Origin of the sequence: Stenotrophomonas sp. OVS01A (genome assembly GCF_019969775.1) — a bacterium.
Classification (GTDB): Bacteria; Pseudomonadota; Gammaproteobacteria; order Xanthomonadales; family Xanthomonadaceae; genus Stenotrophomonas; species Stenotrophomonas indicatrix.
Window position 1 is genome coordinate 1,017,373 of the sequence record NZ_JAHXYV010000001.1, and the last position, 18,328, is coordinate 1,035,700.

Below are 18,328 nucleotides of genomic sequence, written 5' to 3' on the forward strand. Positions count from 1 at the left end.
ATGGATACCACTGCCCCCCAGTTCGACAACCGCCTGCTGAATCTGCTGCCGGGCGATCCCGAGTCCGGTCCGCGCCGGCGCGAAGTGCTGGGTGCGGCCTGGTCGTCGGTAATGCCGACGCCTGTCGCAGCGCCGGTGCTGCTGGCGTGGTCGCCGGAGGTTGCCGGGATGCTGGGGTTCGATCCTGCGCAGGTCGATGACGAAGGCTTCGCCGAGGTGTTCGGCGGCAACGCGTTGTATGCGGGCATGCAGCCGTGGGCGGCCAACTATGGGGGCCATCAGTTCGGCCATTGGGCCGGCCAGCTCGGTGATGGCCGCGCCATCTCGCTGGGCGAGGTGATCGCCCCCGATGGCCGGCACTGGGAGCTTCAGCTGAAGGGTGCCGGGCCGACGCCGTATTCGCGCGGCGCCGACGGCCGTGCGGTGCTGCGCTCGTCGATCCGTGAATTCCTGTGCAGCGAGGCCATGCATCACCTGGGTGTGCCGACCACGCGCGCCCTGTCGCTGGTCGGCACCGGCGAAGACGTGGTGCGCGACATGTTCTACGACGGTCATCCGCGCGCGGAGCCCGGCGCGATTGTCTGCCGGGTATCGCCCTCGTTCCTGCGCTTTGGTTCGTTTGAACTGCCTGCTTCACGTGGCGAGACCGCACTGCTGAAGCAACTGGTCGAGGCGTGCATCGCCCGCGATTTCCCGGAACTGACGGGGCAGGGCGAAGCGCTGTATGGCGACTGGTTCGCACGGATCGCCGTGCGCACCGCAGAGATGATCGCGCACTGGATGCGCGTGGGCTTCGTGCATGGGGTGATGAACACCGACAACCTCTCCGTGCTCGGCGTGACGCTGGACTATGGCCCCTATGGCTGGGTCGAAGACTTCGACCCGGACTGGACCCCGAACACCACCGATGCGCAGGGACGCCGCTATCGTTTCGGCACCCAGCCGCAGGTGGCGTACTGGAATCTCAACCGGCTTGCGCAGGCGCTGTCGCCGTTGTTCGCCGACGTGCAGCCACTGCAGGCAGGGCTGGCCGCTTACCAGGCGACCTTGGTCGCCTGCACCCGCCGCGATGTTGCGGCCAAGCTGGGGCTGGCCGCGGCCGACGATGCCGATCTGCAGCTTTACCAGCGCTGGCAGCAGCTGATGCAGGACGGCGGCATGGACATGACCCTGGCATGGCGTGCGTTGATGCGCATCGATGCCAACGCACCCGATGCAAGCGTATTGGCCGAGGTCTTCTACGACGCCGAGCGCCAGCACGCGGTGCAGGAACCTCTGCAGCAGTGGTTGCAGGAGTACGCGGCGCGGCTGCGTGCCGATCCGCTGCCGGCAGCCGAGCGTGTCGCGAAGATGGGTGCGGCCAATCCACTGTATGTGCTGCGCAACTGGCTGGCACAGGAAGCGATCGACCGCGCCGAGCAGGGCGACCTGGGCGCTGTGCATGCCCTGCAGGACGTACTGCGTGATCCGTACACCGAACGCCCGGGGCTGGAGCATTACGCCGGCAAGCGGCCGGCGTGGGCTGACGACCGCGCAGGCTGTTCGATGCTTTCCTGCAGTTCGTAGGGTTTTCCTTTGCAGGGCTGCGCCCTGCACCCGCCGAGGCCGGAGCAACAGCCACAGCGGGGATCCTGTGGGATGGCCGGGCACTGTGGGTTTGCGGGGACGCCGTAAACCCCCGGTGGCCAGTAGAGCCACGCCATGCGCGGATGTTTTCGATTTCAATTCGAAATATTCGATTTCAACCAGATGTGATCCACGCGAAGCGTGGATGGACCAGCCGTCATCCGGAAATTGTCGAGGGGTGGGGCGGTGTGGGTGGGCAGGACCGCAGGCGCCATGGATGGCGCCTACGAGCCCCCAAGGATGGGTTGACGGCGTGTCCTGCCCACCCGCACCGCCCCGCCCAGCCAGCAGAAAACCCGAGCCTCCCTTGACCTCGACGTTGCTCTGGCTCCAAGCAGGTGCAGGGCTGCAAGCCCTGCAAACACCTCGCCTACAACGATGGTAGTACCCATTCAGTGCGATATTCGCACACGCAGTCGATTACCGCACTTGAATGGTGCAGTGCGATAAACCTACTTTCATTTCCGCAGTTTCATAGCAGTCCAAGCGATCCACCCCTGGCGGGGCGAGGGCAGCAGCCGGTCCGGTGCTGATGCCAGGTGCAGGGGGAAGGCCGCCGGATTTTCCTTCCTCTGCGCGGAGTGATCGCATGCGCCGTCGTCTGTCCATTGTTTCCCTGTCCCTGCTTGCCGTGCTGCCGTCGCTGGCGCTGGCCTACCAGGCCGAACCGCCGCGCGAAGCACTGCAGGTGCTGCGCGTGGACCGCTACGCCGACGACGCCAACGCCGGCTCGCTGCGCTGGGCGATCACCACTGCCAATGCGGTGCCGGGTCGCTACCGCATCGAGATCGCGGCCGTGGGCGCTGCGCCTTACGTCATCACGCCGGCCACGCCGCTGCCGGAGATCAAGGGGCCGGTGCAGATCATCGGCACGTCCTGGGAACGCGATGGCCAGTACGTCGCCATCGATGGCTCGGCCTACGTGACCGGCACCGGTACCGATGCCTGCCCAGGCGCCGAGCCGGGCCAGTCCGGCACCAACGTGCGCACCACCACGCTGCCGGGCCTGGTCCTGCGCGATACCCAGGGCGTGGAGCTGGCCGGCCTGGAGATCCGCAATTTCTGCATCGGCGTGCTGGTCAACCGCTCCAGCCACAACGAGATCCATGACAACCGCATCGTCGCCAACAAGGGCGGCGCCGGCATCATGCTCACCGGTGATGACGGCAAGGGCCAGTCCACCGCCGCCACCACCGTGCACAACCGCATCGTGCGCAACGTATTCCTCGATAACGGCGACGGCCTGGAGTTGACCCGCGGCGCGGCCTGGAACCTGGTGGCCGACAACCTGTTCCAATCCACCAGGGCCAACCCGGAACCCTCGCAGGGCATCGAGATCCTGTGGGGCAACGACAACAGCGTGGTCCACAACCGCTTCGTCGATTACTCCGATGGCCTGCAGATCAACTGGGGTAACCGCAACTACATCGCGGCAAACACCTTCACCGGCAATTCGCTGGGCCTGAGCATCACCGGCAGCGGCAACGTGGTCGACGGCAACACCATCACCGGCAATGGCATCGGCATCGGCGTGCGCCCGCAGCCGGTCAGTGCGCCGAACCGCTTCACCGGCAACCGCATCTACGGCAACGGTCTGCCGATCGAGCGCTGCGAAGCCGGCGGGGCCTGCGTGAAGGGCCAGCCGCGTGGCGCCATCGTGTTCGGTGTGCCGGGCCTGGAGCACGCCAGCTTCGTCGGCTCCCGTGGCCGTGGCGTGGACAACGATGCGTCCAAGCGTGCGCGCATCTGCACCGCTGCCGGCCGGGCTGGCTGCCAGCCACTGCCGAACCTCGGCCAGGCCGCGCCGCAGCTGACCGCAGTGCAGGGCAAGGGTGCGCAGCGCCTGCTGACCGGTCGTTTCCAGGGCGTGCCTGATGCCCGCTACCAGGTGGAAGTGTTCGGCAACCGCGCCGCCACCGGCAGCGAGGCCGAGTGGGTGCTGGGCAGTGTGGAAGCACGTACCGACGCGCAGGGGCAGGGCAGCTTCACCTTCCCGCTCGGTGCAGGGACCGACGCTGCCGCTGCCGGCAGCCTGACCGCCACGGTTACCTCGGCGCAGGGCGCCACCTCCCCGCTGAGTGCGCCGCTGTCGCTGCGCTGATCACCTCCACGAGACCGCGATCATGAATCCTGCGAAACCTGTTTCCCTGGGCCTGCTGGCCGCCCTGCTGCTGCCAGCCGTGGCCAGCGCGCAGTCCAGCAACCGCTACGAAGGCAAGACGCTTACCGGCGACTGGGGAGGCACCCGCACCGAACTGTTCGAGCGCGGCGTTGCCTTCCGCGGCGACTACGTGGGCGAGGCCATGGGCGTGGTCGATGGTGGCTACGGCGAAACCGGCGCGCGCTATGCGCAGCAGGTGCGGGTGGGCGTGGACCTGGACATGGGCAAGCTGGCCGGCTGGGACGGCGGTGCGTTCCACTTCACCCTCAACGACCGTCGTGGCCGCAGCACCTCGGTGGACTTCGTCGGCAACCGCTTCCCGATCCAGGAGGCGTATGGCGGCCAGTACACGCGGCTGACCGAGCTGAGCTACGACCAGACCTTCAATGCGGGCCGGTCGTACTACAAGCTGGGGTACTACGCGATGGGCAACCAGTTCGGCCTGCACAGCCTGCTGACCCACTTCGTCAACGCCGCATTCTGCGCCCACCCGCTGGCGATGTCCGGCAACAGCGGCTGGTACAACTATCCGATGGCACGCTGGGGCGGTGAGTTCGCCCAGCAGATCAGCCCGGCGGTGAACGTGCGCACGGGTTGGTTCCAGGTCAACCCGAACCTGGGCGGCAACATCGAACGCAACGCATTCCGTCCGTTCGTTTCGGGCACCACCGGCTCGCTGTTTCCGGTGGAGGTGACCTGGACGCCGGCCAAGGGCAGCCGCTACGCCGGCGTCTACAAGTTCGGTGGCTACTACGACACGTCGCGCGTGGACAGGCGCGGCCTCGATACCTCGCCGACCACCGGCCGGCACGGCGCCTACGTGCTGGCCGAACAGCGCCTGACCCAGGAATCGGCCGACCCGAGCCGCGGCCTGACCGCCTTCGCGCAGTACATGGTGTCCGACACCGATACCGCGCAGATCAAGCGCTGGTACGCGCTGGGCGGCGTCTACCAGGGCATCGGCGCGCGTGCGCAGGACAGCATCGCACTGGGCTACGTCGGCGCTGACATCAATGACCGCCTGGTCGATGCGCGGCGCGCCACGTTGGCCGCCGGGGGCGTGCCCACCGATTCGCCGCTGTACAACCTCAGCCAGGCCGAGGAGCTGTTCGAGCTGTCCTACAGCTTCCAGGTGAACCCCTGGCTGATGATCCGCCCGGACGTGCAGTACATCGTCAACCCGGGCACGTTCAATTACAGCGGTACCGACAACGCCTGGGCCGTGGGTGTCCAGGCCAAGGTGACCTTCTGATGGCCGCGCGCTCCTTCCATGCTGTGGTGACTGCGATGAAAATTCCGCTCGCTTCCGTTGTCCTCGCCGGCGTGCTCGCCACCTCCCCCTTGCTGGCCCTGGCCTCGCCACCACCGGCGGTGCTGCAGGTCGGCCAACTACGCATCGGCGAGGGCAGCCCGCGCACCATCGTTCCGATTACCGGTGCCACCGCGGATGTCGCTCTGCAGCAGGCCGCGGCGATCGCCGCCAGCAGATCCACCGACATCGCCGAGTGGCGCATCGACTACCTGGACATCGCCACCGATGGCAAGGCGCTGGTCGCGCTGGGCAAGCGCATCCAAGCCACGCTGGGGGGCAAGCCGGCCATCGTGACCTTCCGCACGAAGGCCGAAGGGGGCGCCAAGCCGATCAGCGATGCCGACTACGGCAAGCTCTACGCTGCGCTGCTGCGCGGTGGTGTCGCCCAGCTGATCGACGTGGAGATGTTCCGCGATCCGAAGGTGGTGCAGGCGCTGGTGGCGCAGGCCCACAAGGCTGGCGTGAAAGTGGTGATGTCCAGCCATGACTTCCACGCCACGCCACCGCGCGAGGAAATCGTCGCACGCCTGCTAAAGCAGCAGGCCCTTGGCGCGGACGTGCTGAAGATCGCGGTGATGCCGCGCGACGCTGGCGATGTGCTGGCATTGCTCGATGCCACCTGGCAGGTGCGCCAGCAGAGCGACAAGCCGCTGCTGACCATGTCGATGGGCGGCACCGGCGTGGTTTCGCGGCTGGCCGGCGAAACCTTCGGCCAAGCCCTGACCTTCGGCATGATCGGCACCCCGTCGGCGCCAGGCCAGGTCGAGGTTGAGCGCCTCCAGGACGTTCTGCAGGTCATTCATGCATCCAGCCAGGCCGGTCACTGAGACCTTCCCCGCCGGACGTTCCACCGCACCACGCTGTTGCAGGAAACCGCACCATGAGCCACGCCTCCGCCGCCGCACCGTCGCTTGTCCTTGAACGGATGAGTCCCTTCCAGTGGACCGCCATCGCCATCTGCGTGCTGTTGAACATGCTTGATGGCTTCGATGTGATGGTCATGGCCTTCACCGCGCCGCATGTTTCGGCGGACTGGGCGCTGTCGGGCAAGGTACTGGGGCTGATGCTCAGTGCCGGCCTGGTCGGCATGGCGCTGGGTTCGTTCCTGCTGGCACCGCTGGCCGACCGCTGGGGGCGGCGGCCGATGATCGTCTGCTGCCTGCTGATCCTCACCAGTGGCATGGCGCTGTCCGCGCTGGCCGCCGACGCCTGGCAGCTGGGTGCGCTGCGCGTGTACACCGGCATCGGCATCGGCGGCATGCTGGCCGGTGTGGGGGTGATCACCGCCGAGTACGCCAACGCCAAGTGGCGCAGCACCGCAGTCGCGCTGCAGGCCACCGGCTACCCGATCGGTGCGACCGCTGGCGGTCTGCTGGCTGCTTGGATGCTGGAGCACTGGGCCTGGCACAGCGTGTTCCTGGTCGGCGCAGCGGCATCGCTGCTGTGCATTCCGCTGGTGCTCAAATGCCTGCCCGAATCGCTGGATTTCCTGGTCGCGCGTCGCCCGGCCAATGCCTTGCCACGCTTGAACGCGCTGCTCTCGCGCATGCGCATGCCGGAGCTGCAGGCGCTGCCGCCAGCGCCGGTGCGCGACGGCCAGCGCCAGGGCTATGCCGCGCTGTTCGTGGGTGACCTGCGCCGCGTCGCGCTGCTGATCGCGCTGGCGTTCTTCCTGCACATGTTCGCGTTCTATTTCGTGCTGAGCTGGACGCCGAAGCTGCTGGTCTCGGCCGGCGTGTCGGCGCAGCAGGGCATCACCGGTGGCGTGCTGTTGAACCTGGGCGGCATCGTTGGCGGCAGCCTGTTCGGCTGGCTGGCCTCGCGCTGGTCGCTGTCCAGGCTGACGGCCGGCGCGCTGCTGCTGGCGATGGTCTCGATGCTGGGCTTTGCGGCCTTCAGCACGCAGCTGGGCGTGGCCTTCCCGCTGGCCTTCGTGATCGGTGCGGCACTGTTCGCAGCGATGGCCGGCCTGTATGCGGCCGCGCCGGTGGTGTTCGCCGCCGAAGTGCGGACCACCGGCCTGGGCTGGGCCATCGGCATCGGCCGGGTCGGCGCGATCCTCTCGCCACTCACGGTGGGTGTTCTGGTCGATGGTGGCTGGCAGCCGTCCTCGTTGTACGTGCTGTGCGCTGCGCCGCTGCTGCTGGCGGCATGGGCGTGCCTCGGCCTGCGCGTGGGCGTGGGTCAGAACCGGCGTTGAACCGATGGCCGGAGCACATCACTCAATGTGCGATTATCGAATCGAATGGCCGAATATCGCATTGACCGGGCGGCGTGCCATGGCGACCATGTCCGGGTCGTGTTTTCCCTTCGCAGTGGCCCTGCAGCGTGGCGGTGATGACCGCCGGCAGGCAGGGCAAGGAGCAATGCAGTGATCGACAAGAGCGTAGCCAGCGTGGAAGCAGCGGTGGCCGATATCCATGATGGCGCGACCGTGATGATCGGCGGCTTTGGCACTGCCGGCATGCCCGACGAGCTGATCGATGCGCTCATTGCACAGGGTGCGCGCGAGCTGACCATCATCAACAACAACGCCGGCAACGGCGATACCGGCTTGGCTGCGCTGATCAAGCACAAGCGCGTTCGCCGCATCGTCTGCTCCTTCCCGCGCCAGGCCGATTCGCAGCACTTCGACGCGGCCTACCGCGCCGGCGAGATCGAACTGGAGCTGGTGCCGCAGGGCAACCTGGCCGCGCGCATCCATGCGGCCGGTTCCGGGCTGGGCGCGGTCTTCACGCCCACCGGCTATGGCACCGAGCTGGCCCAGGGCAAGGAAACGCGCGAGATCGACGGTCGCCACTACGTGCTCGAGTACCCGCTGCATGCCGATTTCGCGCTGATCAAGGCTGACCGCGGCGATCGCTGGGGCAACCTGGTGTATCGCCGGACTGCACGCAACTTCGGCCCGCTGATGGCGATGGCCGCGCGCTGCACCATCGTGCAGGTGCGTGAGGTGGTGCCGCTGGGCGAGCTGGACCCGGAGGCCGTGGTGACCCCCGGCATCTTCGTGCAGCGCGTGGTGCCGGTGGCCGCAGAAGGAGTGCAGGCATGAACAAGCTCAGCCGCGAACAGATGGCCGCGCGCGTGGCGCGCGATATTCCCGAAGGGGCCTACGTCAACCTGGGCATCGGCCTGCCGACCACGGTGGCCAACTTCCTGCCGGCGGACAAGGAGATACTGCTGCAGTCTGAAAACGGCCTGCTGGGCATGGGCCCGGCGCCGGCGCCCGGCCAGGAAGACCCGGACCTGATCAATGCCGGCAAGCAGCCGGTTACCCTGCTGACCGGTGGCTGCTATTTCCACCACGCCGATTCGTTCGCGATGATGCGTGGCGGCCACCTCGACATCTGCGTGCTCGGTGCCTTCCAGGTCTCGGCGCACGGTGACCTGGCCAACTGGAGCACCGGCGCCTCCGATGCGATTCCCGCCGTGGGCGGTGCAATGGACCTGGCCATCGGGGCCAAGCAGGTGTTCGTGATGATGGACCTGTTCACCAAGCAGGGTGAAAGCAAGTTGGTGGCCGAATGCAGCTATCCGCTGACCGGCCTGCGCTGCGTGTCGCGCGTGTATACCGATGTGGCGGTGTTCGACCTTGGCGCCGACGGCGCGACCGTGCTGGAAATGGTCGAGGGCGTGGACATCGATCAACTGCGTGAACTGACCGGCCTGCCGCTGGCACTGGCCGAGGGAGCCTGATATGCCCCTGCACGAGACCTACATCGTCGATGGCATCCGCACCCCGATCGGCCGCTACGGCGGCGCGTTGTCCGGTGTGCGCGCCGACGACCTCGGCGCGATTCCGCTGAAGGCACTGCTGGCGCGTCACCCGCAACTGGACCCGGCGCTGGTGGAGGACGTCTACCTGGGCTGCGCCAACCAGGCCGGTGAGGACAACCGCAACGTAGCCCGCATGAGCCTGCTGCTGGCCGGCCTGCCGGTGAGCGTGCCCGGCAGCACGATCAACCGCCTGTGCGGTTCGGGCCTGGATGCGATCGGCACCGTGGCCCGTGGTATTGCTGCCGGCGAGCTCGGCCTGGCCATTGCCGGCGGCGTCGAATCAATGTCGCGCGCGCCGTTCGTGATGGGCAAGGCAACCTCGCCGTTTGCCCGTGACCAGCAGATCGAAGACACCACCATGGGCTGGCGCTTCATCAACCCGCGCCTGCGTGAACTGCACGGCGTGGAGACCATGGGCCAGACCGCCGAGAACGTGGCTGAGCGCTACGGCGTCAGCCGCGAGGACCAGGATGCGTTCGCCCTGCGCAGCCAGCAGCGAACGGCCGCCGCGCAGGCGCGCGGCTTCTTCGACGGCGAGATCGTGGCGGTGGACGTACCGGGCCGCAAACGCGGCGAAACCGTGACCGTCGACCGCGATGAACACCCGCGCGGCGATACCACCGCCGAAGCACTGGCCAAGCTGAAGCCGCTGTTCCGCCAGCCGGGCACGGTTACTGCCGGCAACGCCTCGGGCATCAACGATGGTGCCGCCGCGCTGCTGCTGGCCTCCGGTGCGCAGGTGCAGGCGCTGGACCTGACCCCGCGCGCGCGCATCCTCGGCTTTGCCAGTGCCGGCGTGGAGCCGGCGATCATGGGCATGGGCCCGGTGCCGGCCAGCCAGAAGCTGATGGCACGGCTGGGCCTGGCCATCGCCGACTTCGATGCCATCGAACTGAACGAGGCCTTCGCCTCGCAGGGGCTGGCCTGCATGCGCCAGCTGGGCCTGGCCGACGATGCCGTGCACGTGAACCCCAACGGCGGTGCCATCGCGCTGGGCCACCCGCTGGGCATGAGCGGCGCGCGCCTGGCGCTGACCCTGCTGCGCCAGCTGGAGGCCAGCGGTGGCCGCCGTGGCCTGGCCACGATGTGCATCGGCGTGGGGCAGGGCGTGGCCCTGGCCATCGAGCGCGTGTGAACCATCCCCTGATTCCGTAATCTCAAGACAGCTGCGGCTTCCGGGCCGCTCGCCAACAGGAGTACGCCATGAGCGATCCCACCCCACTTCGCGGCTACCGCAAGCCGTACCCCGGCAGCCAGCCGCCGCGCATCCACCTGCCGTACGCCTCCACCGCGCTGCGCGGCCCGGGAACCGACCCGATCGCGATCCCGGTGACGCTCTCGGAAGTGACCGGCCCGAGCATCAACCGCATCACCCTCGGTGAGCATGCCGCCGACCTGACCGCCGGCTTCCCCGGCCAGCCGCAGGGCGAGCGCATCATCGTCAGCGGCCGTGTGCTGGACGAGAACGGTCGCCCGGTGCGCAACACCGTGGTGGAGGTATGGCAGTGCAACGCCGCCGGCCGTTACCTGCACAAGGGCGACCAGCACGACGCGCCGCTGGATCCGAACTTCAAGGGCACCGGCCAGGTGCTGACCGACAGCGAAGGCCGCTACCGCTTCACCACCATCAAACCGGGCGCGTACCCGTGGCGCAATCACTACAACGCCTGGCGCCCGGCACACATCCACTTCTCGCTGCATGGCGAAGGCATCGGCCAGCGCCTGGTCACGCAGATGTATTTCCCCAATGATCCGCTGCTGGCGTTTGATCCGATCTACAACTGCGTGGACGACGCCAAGGCGCGGGAGCGCATGGTGTCCTCGTTCGATTGGGAAAACACCGCCAATGAATTCGCACTGGGCTACCGTTTCGACATCGTGCTGCGCGGTCGCAAGATGACCGTCTGGGAGTAACACCATGAGTTTCCAATCCACTCCATGGCAGACCGTGGGCCCGTACTACCGCCTGGGCCTGGAACCGCTGTACCGCACCGACATCGCCCCGGCCATCGCGCAGGGTGAGCGCGTGGAAGTGCAGGGCCAGGTGTTCGATGGCAATGGCGTGCCGGTGTCCGATGCCGTGCTGGAAATCTGGCAGGCCGACGCGCAGGGCATCTATGCCCATGGCGAAGACCCGCGCCGGGACGACCACGACCCGGCCTTCGACGGCTGGGGCCGCGTGCCCACCGACGACCAGGGCCGCTTCGCCTTCACCACCGTCAAGCCGGGCCGCGTGCCAGGCCTGCGTGGCGAGCCGCAGGCGCCGCACCTGGTGGTGCTGGTGTTCATGCGCGGCCTGCTGCAGGCCACCCGCGCACGCATCTACTTCAGTGACGAAGCCAGCAACGCCGAGGACGGCATCCTCGCGCTGGTGCCGGCCGAACGCCGCCACACCCTGGTCGCACAGGCGCAGGGCAAGGGCCTGTACCACTGGGACGTGCGCATGCAGGGCCCGGACGAGACGGTGTTCTTCGCATACTGATCGCGGCGCGCCCGACGCGCCTTCCGGCCACTCCACGCCCGCGTGCGGCGGGCGCGGGTAAGCTGTGATTACCCAGGATGGACTGCACCGATGAGCCACTTCCCAACGCTGCTGGGCGGTCTGTTCGGCGACCCCGCCGTCGACGCCGTGTTCCGCGATGAAGCACGCCTGCAGGCGATGCTCGATGTCGAACGCGCTCTGGCGCGCGCGCAGGTGCAGTGCGGGGTGATTCCCGCAGCCGCGCTGGCACCGATCGAAGCGGCCTGCAGTGCCGATCTGTATTCGTTGCCGGCGCTGTCGGCAGCCACCGCACTGGCTGGCAATCCGGCCATTCCACTGGTCAAGGCACTCACCGCGCAGGTCAAGGCGAACGATGCCGAGGCCGCGCGCTGGGTGCACTGGGGCGCCACCAGCCAGGACATCATCGATACCGGCGCGGTGCTGCAGCTGCGCGCGGCAGTCAGCCAGGTGCAGGCGCGCCTGCGCGTGCTGTGCATGGCGCTGGCGCGGCTGGCCGAGGCCGAGCGCGGCACCGGGCTGCCCGGACGCACGCTGCTGCAACAAGCAGTGCCGGTGACCTTCGGCCTGAAGGCGGCCGGTTGGCTCGACGCCCTGCAGCGCAGCCAGCGCAGGCTGGATGCGTTGGCCGCAGACACCCTGGTGCTGCAGTTCGGCGGTGCCGCCGGCACCCTGGCCTCGCTGCAGACGCGCGGGCTGGACGTGGCCGAAGCCCTGGCTGCCGAGCTGCAGTTGCCGCTGCCGGCGTTGCCCTGGCACACCGCGCGTGACCGCATTGCCGAGTTCGGCAGCGTGTTCGCACTGCTGACCGGCAGTCTCGGCAAGATCGCCACCGACATCGTGCTGCTGATGCAGTCCGAGGTGGCCGAAGCCTTCGAGCCGGCGGGCGAGGGCAAGGGCGGTTCCTCGGCAATGCCGCACAAGCGCAATCCGGTGGGCTGCGTGGCCGCCATTGCCGCCGCCACGCGCGTACCGGGCCTGCTGTCCACGCTGTTCACTGCCATGCCGCAGCCGCACGAGCGCGCAGCAGGCCAATGGCACGCCGAATGGGACACCGTGCCGGAGATCGTGCGCCTGTGTGCGGGCAGCCTGGCCCAGGTGGATGTGGTGGTGCAGGGCCTGCAGCTGGACCGCGAGCGCATGCGCCAGCACCTGGATAGTCACGGCGGCCTGCTTTACGCCGAAGCCGTTGCGGTCACCCTGGGCGAGCGCATCGGCAAGCCGGCCGCGCATGCCTTGGTTGAACAAGCGGCCAGGCAGGCGCTTGCGCAATCGCAGCACCTGCGCGTGGTGCTGGGGCAGATGCCCGAAGTCACCGCGCAGCTTTCCGCCGCACAACTGGATGCCCTGTTCGCCGCAGACAGCTGGCGCGGCATGGCCGATACCTGGATCGACCGCGTGCTCGCGCGCGGCTGATCCTACGTTCAACGCTGGAGCACGCATGCCATTCCTCGACCTTCCGCAGCATCGCCTGCACTACCAGACCGAGGGCCGCGCCGACGGGCCGTGGCTGACCTTCTGCAATTCGCTGGGTACCGACCTGGGCATGTGGCAGCCGCAGGTGGATGCACTCGCCTCGCAGTACCGCATCCTGCGCTATGACCGTCGCGGCCATGGCCAGTCCAGCGCGCCGCCGGGGCTGTACAGCGTGGCCGAACTGGGCGCTGATGTGCTGGCCCTGTGGGACCACCTCGGCATCGCGCGCAGCCATTTCTGCGGGCTGTCGATCGGTGGCCTGACCGGGCAGTGGCTGGGCGTGCATGCTGGCAATCGCCTGCGCACGCTCACGGTGGCTGCGACCGCAGCGAAGATCGGCACGCTGGACGGCTGGCAGGCGCGCATCGCCCAGGTCCAGCACGATGGCCTGTTGCCGCTGGTCGATGGCACCCGCGAACGCTGGTTCACCGCCGCTTTCGCGCAGACCCATGCCAGCCAGGTGGAAGACATCCTGCAGCGCTTCCTCGCCACCAGCGTGGCTGGCTATGCCGGCTGCTGCAACGCCGTGGGCACGGCCGACTTCCGTGATGCGCTGGGCCGCATTGGCGTGCCGCTGCTGGCCATTGCCGGAAATGACGACCCGGTGTGCGCTCCGTCCGAGCTGCAGGCAATCGCCGACGGCGTGGCCCATGGCCACCATGCCGCCGTGCCGGGCCGCCACATCTGCAACCTGGAATCGCCGCAGGCGTTCACCTCCGCACTGGCCGCGCATCTTTCGGCGCAGCACTGATCCCGCACAACAGGTAGACCACGATGGACGAACAGGAACGCTACGAAGCCGGCCTTGCGGTGCGCCGCCAGGTACTGGGTGAGGCACACGTCGAACGCTCGCTGCAGGCGCGCACCGAGTTCACCACCGAATTCCAGGAATTCATCACGCGCACGGCGTGGGGCACGGTGTGGACGCGCGAGGGCCTGCCGCGGCATACGCGCTCGCTGCTGACCATCGTGATGATGGTGGCGCTGGGCCATGACGAGGAGTTCAAGCTGCATATCCGTGCCGCCCGCAACAACGGGGTGACGCCGGAGGAGATCAAGGAAGCGCTGCTGCAGGCCGCGATCTACTGTGGCGTGCCCGCGGCCAACCATGCGTTCGCGCTGGCCAAGCCGATCCTGGAAGAGCAGGCCGCAGAGCGCTGACGCCGAACGTCCGCCGGGCATGGCCCGGCGCTACCAGCGCGCGGCCCCGGTAGCGCCGGGCCATGCCCGGCGGCTGTACCTCAATTCAACAACGTGCCCAGCCGCTGTGCGGCTTCGCGCAGGCGCGGCAACAGCTGGGTCTGCATCACGCCCAGGCCGATACGGCCCGCCTGGGTGCCGATGTTCAGCGCGGCCACGACATCGCCGCTGCGCGAACGCACTGGCACGGCGATCGAGCGCAGGCCGATCTCCAGTTCCTGGTCGACCAGCGACGCGCCTTCGCGGCGCACCTTTTCCAGCAGGTCGAGGAAGTCATCCATGCGGGTGACCGTGCGTTCAGTACGCGGCCGCAGCGGGTTGCGTTCCAGGTAGCCTTCCAGCGTGTCGCGCGGCAACGAGGCCAGCAGCACGCGGCCCATCGAGGTGCAGTAGGCCGGCAGGCGACTGCCTGCGCGCAGGCCGATCGACATGATGCGTACGGTTTCCGCGCGCGCCACGTACAGGATGTCATCGCCATCGAGCACGCCCAGCGAGCAGGATTCGTGCACGGCATCGCGCAGGGCATCCAGCACCGGTTGTGCAGCAGCGGTCATCGACGACGACGCGACATAGGCGCCGCCCATGCCCAGCACGCGCGGCAGCAGCACGAAGCCGCGGCCCTGTTCACCCACGTAGCCGAGCTTTTCCAGCGTGTACAGCACGCGCCGTACCGCTGCGCGGGAAATGCCGGTATCGCTGCTGATCTGCGACATCGTCACTTCGCGCGGATGCTGCGAGAACACGCTCAGCACGGCCAGGCCGCGGCCGAGCGACGTCATGAAGTCCGGATCGCCCTGGTTGTCCTGGATCTGCTGCATCAGCTCATGGGCCAGGCCACGATCCTGCGGTGGGGCAGGGGGGCGCTTGGGTCGACGGCTGGGAGGAACGGCAGGCATGGCAGCAGCTTTCATCGGGTTCGACCTCGCATGGTAAGGGCTCGAACCAGCAACCGGTACCCACGCGGCGCAGCCTGCGAGGCTGCGCCGCATGGCGCCGGTCACTTGCGCTCGGGCAGCGCGTAGGCGATCACGTAGTCGCCACGGTCCGGTGACTGGCGTGCGCCACCGGCGGAAATCACCACGTACTGGCGACTGGTCTTCGGCGAGATGTAGGTCATCGGCGTGCCCTGGCTGCCAACCGGCATGCGGGCCTTCCACACTTCCTCGCCCGTGCGGCTGTCATAGGCGCGAAGGTAGTAATCCTGCGTACCGGCGAAGAACAGCAGGCCCGACTGCGTGGCCAGCGAACCGCCCAGGGTCGGCATGCCGATCGGAATCGGCAGGCCCATCTTGATGCCCATCGGCCCGGTGTCCTTCACCGTGCCCACCGGCACCTGCCAGACCAGCTGGCGGGTGGCCAGGTTGATCGCCGACATCGTGCCGAACGGCGGTTTCTGGCAGGGAATGCCCAGCTTGGACAGGAAGCGGTCGCGCAGCGAGCCGTACGGCGTACCGGTCTGCGAGGCCGCACCCATTTCCACGCCACCGTCGCCGCTGGTCATCTGCGCGCGCGGGATCAGCTTGGTCCACAGGCCCAGGCGCATGTCATTGACGAACAGGTAGCCGGTGGTGGGGTCGACCGAGGCGCTGCCCCAGTTCATGCCACCCAGCGAACCGGGCCACTGCAGCGCGAGGTCTTCGCCCGGCGGCGTGTACATGCCGTCGTAGCGGAACTGCTTGAACTGGATGCGGCACAGCATCTGGTCGATCGGGGTGGCGCCCCACATGTCCGACTCGGTCAGCGTCTGCGCGCCGATCTGCGGCAGGCCAACCGACAGCGGCTGGGTGGCGGCATAGCGTTCGCCCTGCGCATTGCCCTGCGGCGCGGGGATGTTGCGCACTTCGCTGATCGGCACCCCGGTCTGGCGATTGAGCATGAAGATCTGCCCGGCCTTGGTGATCTGCAGCAGGGCCGGCAGCGTGCCGCCCTTGCCGTCGGGCACGTCGGTCAGGGTCGGCTGCGCGGGCAGGTCGTAGTCCCACAGATCGTGGTGCACGGTCTGGTAGACCCAGCGCTCCTTGCCGGTGGCCACGTCCAGCGCAACCACCGCCGAACTGTACTTGTCATCCTGCGGGGTGCGCTCGCCGGCCCACTGGTCAGGGGTGGTGTTGCCGGTGGGCAGGTAGACCAGGCCCAGTTGCGGGTCGTAGGCCATCGAGGTCCACACGTTCGGCGTGGCGCGCGTGTAGTGGATCGACGGATCCAGCGGCACGTCCGGGGTTTCCCTGGAAAGATCCCAGACCCAGGCCAGCGCGCCGGTGCGCACGTTGTAGGCACGCACCACGCCGGACGGCTCACCCACTTCGATGTTGTCGGCCACGCGGCCACCGACCACGATCAGTTCGCCCGCCACCAACGGTGCGGCGGTGAGGGTGTAGAAGCCCGGCTTGATCTCGCCCATGCCGGCCTTCAGGTCGACCACGCCGTTGCTGCCGAAGTCCGGGCACAGCGCGCCGGTCTTCGCATCCAGCGCGAACAGGCGCGCATCGATGGAGGTCATCAGGATGCGCTTCTCGCACAGCGCCGGGCCCGTGCTGGCCGTTTCGGCGGCCGGCAGCGGCGCAGGTGCCGGAGCGGCTGCAACTGCAGCAGACGGTGCAGTGGTTGCGTCGAAATAGCCCAGACCGCGGCAGCGCTGCCAGTTCGGCGCGGTGGCCTTGGGGTCGAAGGCCCAGCGCTGCTTGCCGGAATCGGCATCGATGGCGATCACCTGGTTGTGCGGGGTGCACAGGAACAGGGTGTCGCCGATCTGCAGCGGGGTGTTCTGGTCCTCGGCACCGAAACCGTTGCTTTCCGGCACATCGCCGGTGCGCGCCGTCCAGGCAACCTGCAGTTCCTTCACGTTGGCCGGGGTGATCTGGTCCAGCGCGGCAAAGCGGGTGCCGGCGGTGGTGTTGCCCCAGTGCATCCAGTCGCGCTGTTCAGCGCCCTTGGCCACCGGCACCACCGGCGGCGTGGTGCCCTGCGCGGTCTGTACCGGGCGCGGCTGGAACGCCGACACCGCAGTGCCCAGCAGGCCAACCAGCAGCACGGCGGCTACGCCATAGGCGCCGCGGCCGGCAACCTGGCCTCGGCTGCGGCGCAGCACCGGCCACGCCAGGGCGACCAGCAGGGCCAGCACCGCCGGCATCACCAGCCGCGATACCAGCGGCCAGAAATTCCAGCCGGCATCCACCAGTGCCCACAGCAGCGTGGCCAGGAAGGCCAGGCCGTACAGCAGCGCACCGTTCGGCCGGCGCATCGCCAGCAGTACGCCGGCTACCGCCGACACCGCACCCATCAGCAGGAAATACCAACTGCCCCCCAGCTGCACCAGGCGTACACCGCCGACCAGCAGAGCCAGGCCGAACAGGGTCACCAGGATGCCGAGCAGGACCACCAGCACACGGCACAGGGCCGGAACTCTCGTCGTCTCGTCCACGTTGCATGAACCTCATTGCGAAAAACCCGCGCGGAGGCGGGGAAAGCCCCGCGCGCGCCAGGCGTGGCGGGGGCCAACGGCATCCCGGGCGGCTGCGGGCCGTGACGGCGGGCAGGCGTCGGCCTGCTTATGACGCAGGCTGGGTGAATGACCGGTTAGGGCGATTATCGCACGCGTGTGCGATTTTGGCGTGATGCCCCATGGCGCCATCGGTGGAACGCAGCGGCGCAGTGGTGCCGGGAACGGGCAGGGCAGGGGCGAACCGGTTACCCTATGCCGCCATACAAGCTGGTAGCTGCAATGACCGACGCCACCGTGGCCGTCCCCGCCTGGGCCTCACGCCTGCGCGACATCGCTGATTTCCCGAAGCCGGGCATCCTGTTCAAGGACATCATGCCGCTGCTCGCTCACAGCGAGGACTTCCGTGGCGCGATTGTGGCAATGGCCGATCGCTGGCGCGATCAGAAGCTGGACGCGGTGGTCGGCATCGAATCGCGCGGCTTCATCCTCGGTGCGGCCATGGCGCTGGAACTGGGCGTGGGCTTCGTGCCGGTGCGCAAGCCGGGCAAGCTGCCGGGCAAGGTGCTGCGCGAGGAATACACGCTGGAATACCGCAGCGACTGCATTGAAGTGCATGCCGACGCGCTGCCCGCCGGTGCGCGCGTAGCGATCATCGACGACGTGCTGGCAACCGGCGGTACGCTGGTTGCTGCGTTGTCGCTGGTGCGCCGCCTGGGCGTGGACGTGGTCGGCGCCGGCGTGCTGGTCGAACTGGATGGCCTGGGCGGCCGTGGCCGCTGGGAAGCGGATCTGCCGCTGCACACCGAACTGGTGTTCTGATTGCGTCGCCGGGCA

General features: G+C 68.2%; 16 protein-coding genes. 14 read left to right on the top strand and 2 right to left on the bottom strand.

What is annotated here, in order from left to right:
- From LC407_RS04875 to pcaC, 13 genes are all read left to right on the top strand, one after another.
- Nucleotides 1–1,566 (top strand): protein adenylyltransferase SelO, encoded by a 1,566-nt coding sequence (locus tag LC407_RS04875; RefSeq protein ID WP_223482276.1) that lies wholly within the window; start codon nt 1–3, stop codon nt 1,564–1,566.
- Nucleotides 1,567–2,215: 649 nt separating this feature from the next.
- Complete coding sequence (locus LC407_RS04880) at nt 2,216–3,727, top strand: right-handed parallel beta-helix repeat-containing protein (protein WP_223482277.1); 1,512 nt, start codon at nt 2,216–2,218, stop codon at nt 3,725–3,727.
- 22 nt (nt 3,728–3,749) lie between these two features.
- Nucleotides 3,750–5,039, top strand: a complete 1,290-nt coding sequence (locus LC407_RS04885; RefSeq protein ID WP_117310159.1) for a carbohydrate porin — start codon at nt 3,750–3,752, stop codon at nt 5,037–5,039.
- 35 nt (nt 5,040–5,074) lie between these two features.
- Complete coding sequence (gene aroD, locus LC407_RS04890) at nt 5,075–5,926, top strand: type I 3-dehydroquinate dehydratase (RefSeq protein ID WP_223482278.1); 852 nt, start codon at nt 5,075–5,077, stop codon at nt 5,924–5,926.
- A 53-nt stretch (nt 5,927–5,979) separates the two neighbouring features.
- A complete protein-coding gene (locus LC407_RS04895; RefSeq protein WP_080149067.1) occupies nt 5,980–7,299 on the top strand; it encodes an MFS transporter in 1,320 nt (439 codons plus the stop codon).
- A gap of 171 nt (nt 7,300–7,470) precedes the next feature.
- The gene (locus LC407_RS04900; protein ID WP_025875093.1) at nt 7,471–8,151 is read left to right on the top strand and encodes a 3-oxoacid CoA-transferase subunit A; all 681 of its coding nucleotides are present in this window, start codon (nt 7,471–7,473) and stop codon (nt 8,149–8,151) included.
- Nucleotides 8,148–8,795 carry a 3-oxoacid CoA-transferase subunit B gene (locus LC407_RS04905; protein WP_025875091.1) on the top strand — a complete coding sequence of 216 codons (648 nt, stop codon included), beginning with the start codon at nt 8,148–8,150 and terminating at the stop codon, nt 8,793–8,795. The genes LC407_RS04900 and LC407_RS04905 overlap by 4 nt, the downstream gene beginning before the upstream one ends.
- Before the next feature lie 7 nt (nt 8,796–8,802).
- A complete protein-coding gene (gene pcaF / locus LC407_RS04910; protein ID WP_223482675.1) occupies nt 8,803–10,011 on the top strand; it encodes a 3-oxoadipyl-CoA thiolase in 1,209 nt (402 codons plus the stop codon).
- Between the two features lie 68 nt (nt 10,012–10,079).
- Complete coding sequence (gene pcaH / locus LC407_RS04915; protein WP_032977592.1) at nt 10,080–10,790, top strand: protocatechuate 3,4-dioxygenase subunit beta; 711 nt, start codon at nt 10,080–10,082, stop codon at nt 10,788–10,790.
- 4 nt (nt 10,791–10,794) lie between these two features.
- Entirely contained in the window at nt 10,795–11,358 is a 564-nt protein-coding gene (gene pcaG / locus LC407_RS04920; protein WP_223482279.1) for a protocatechuate 3,4-dioxygenase subunit alpha, read from the top strand.
- A gap of 90 nt (nt 11,359–11,448) precedes the next feature.
- Nucleotides 11,449–12,792: a 3-carboxy-cis,cis-muconate cycloisomerase gene (locus LC407_RS04925; RefSeq protein ID WP_059063875.1), complete on the top strand. Its 1,344-nt coding sequence runs from the start codon at nt 11,449–11,451 to the stop codon at nt 12,790–12,792.
- A gap of 25 nt (nt 12,793–12,817) precedes the next feature.
- Complete coding sequence (gene pcaD, locus LC407_RS04930; RefSeq protein WP_223482280.1) at nt 12,818–13,603, top strand: 3-oxoadipate enol-lactonase; 786 nt, start codon at nt 12,818–12,820, stop codon at nt 13,601–13,603.
- 23 nt (nt 13,604–13,626) lie between these two features.
- Nucleotides 13,627–14,013 carry a 4-carboxymuconolactone decarboxylase gene (gene pcaC / locus LC407_RS04935; RefSeq protein WP_025875079.1) on the top strand — a complete coding sequence of 129 codons (387 nt, stop codon included), beginning with the start codon at nt 13,627–13,629 and terminating at the stop codon, nt 14,011–14,013.
- A gap of 80 nt (nt 14,014–14,093) precedes the next feature.
- Here pcaC and LC407_RS04940 read toward each other — a convergent pair whose 3' ends face one another.
- Together LC407_RS04940 and LC407_RS04945 are read right to left on the bottom strand one after the other, a co-directional pair.
- Nucleotides 14,094–14,948, bottom strand: coding sequence for an IclR family transcriptional regulator C-terminal domain-containing protein (locus tag LC407_RS04940; RefSeq protein ID WP_025875077.1), 855 nt, complete (start codon nt 14,946–14,948; stop codon nt 14,094–14,096).
- A 101-nt stretch (nt 14,949–15,049) separates the two neighbouring features.
- Nucleotides 15,050–17,473, bottom strand: coding sequence for a membrane-bound PQQ-dependent dehydrogenase, glucose/quinate/shikimate family (locus LC407_RS04945; RefSeq protein ID WP_223482281.1), 2,424 nt, complete (start codon nt 17,471–17,473; stop codon nt 15,050–15,052).
- 300 nt (nt 17,474–17,773) lie between these two features.
- Here LC407_RS04945 and LC407_RS04950 point away from each other — a divergent pair, with 300 nt between their 5' ends.
- Nucleotides 17,774–18,313, top strand: coding sequence for an adenine phosphoribosyltransferase (locus LC407_RS04950; RefSeq protein ID WP_032951771.1), 540 nt, complete (start codon nt 17,774–17,776; stop codon nt 18,311–18,313).
- Nucleotides 18,314–18,328 lie beyond the last annotated feature (15 nt).

Excerpts from the sequence above, each read along its gene's own strand:
- LC407_RS04895 (WP_080149067.1), top strand. The coding sequence starts at position 5,980 with ATGAGCCACGCCTCCGCCGCCGCACCGTCGCTTGTCCTTGAACGGATG.
- LC407_RS04940 (WP_025875077.1), bottom strand. The coding sequence starts at position 14,948 with ATGCCTGCCGTTCCTCCCAGCCGTCGACCCAAGCGCCCCCCTGCCCCA.
- pcaG (WP_223482279.1), top strand. The coding sequence starts at position 10,795 with ATGAGTTTCCAATCCACTCCATGGCAGACCGTGGGCCCGTACTACCGC.
- pcaH (WP_032977592.1), top strand. The coding sequence starts at position 10,080 with ATGAGCGATCCCACCCCACTTCGCGGCTACCGCAAGCCGTACCCCGGC.
- aroD (WP_223482278.1), top strand. The coding sequence starts at position 5,075 with ATGAAAATTCCGCTCGCTTCCGTTGTCCTCGCCGGCGTGCTCGCCACC.
- LC407_RS04905 (WP_025875091.1), top strand. The coding sequence starts at position 8,148 with ATGAACAAGCTCAGCCGCGAACAGATGGCCGCGCGCGTGGCGCGCGAT.
- pcaD (WP_223482280.1), top strand. The coding sequence starts at position 12,818 with ATGCCATTCCTCGACCTTCCGCAGCATCGCCTGCACTACCAGACCGAG.
- LC407_RS04875 (WP_223482276.1), top strand. The coding sequence starts at position 1 with ATGGATACCACTGCCCCCCAGTTCGACAACCGCCTGCTGAATCTGCTG.
- LC407_RS04925 (WP_059063875.1), top strand. The coding sequence starts at position 11,449 with ATGAGCCACTTCCCAACGCTGCTGGGCGGTCTGTTCGGCGACCCCGCC.
- LC407_RS04880 (WP_223482277.1), top strand. The coding sequence starts at position 2,216 with ATGCGCCGTCGTCTGTCCATTGTTTCCCTGTCCCTGCTTGCCGTGCTG.
- LC407_RS04950 (WP_032951771.1), top strand. The coding sequence starts at position 17,774 with ATGACCGACGCCACCGTGGCCGTCCCCGCCTGGGCCTCACGCCTGCGC.
- LC407_RS04885 (WP_117310159.1), top strand. The coding sequence starts at position 3,750 with ATGAATCCTGCGAAACCTGTTTCCCTGGGCCTGCTGGCCGCCCTGCTG.
- pcaC (WP_025875079.1), top strand. The coding sequence starts at position 13,627 with ATGGACGAACAGGAACGCTACGAAGCCGGCCTTGCGGTGCGCCGCCAG.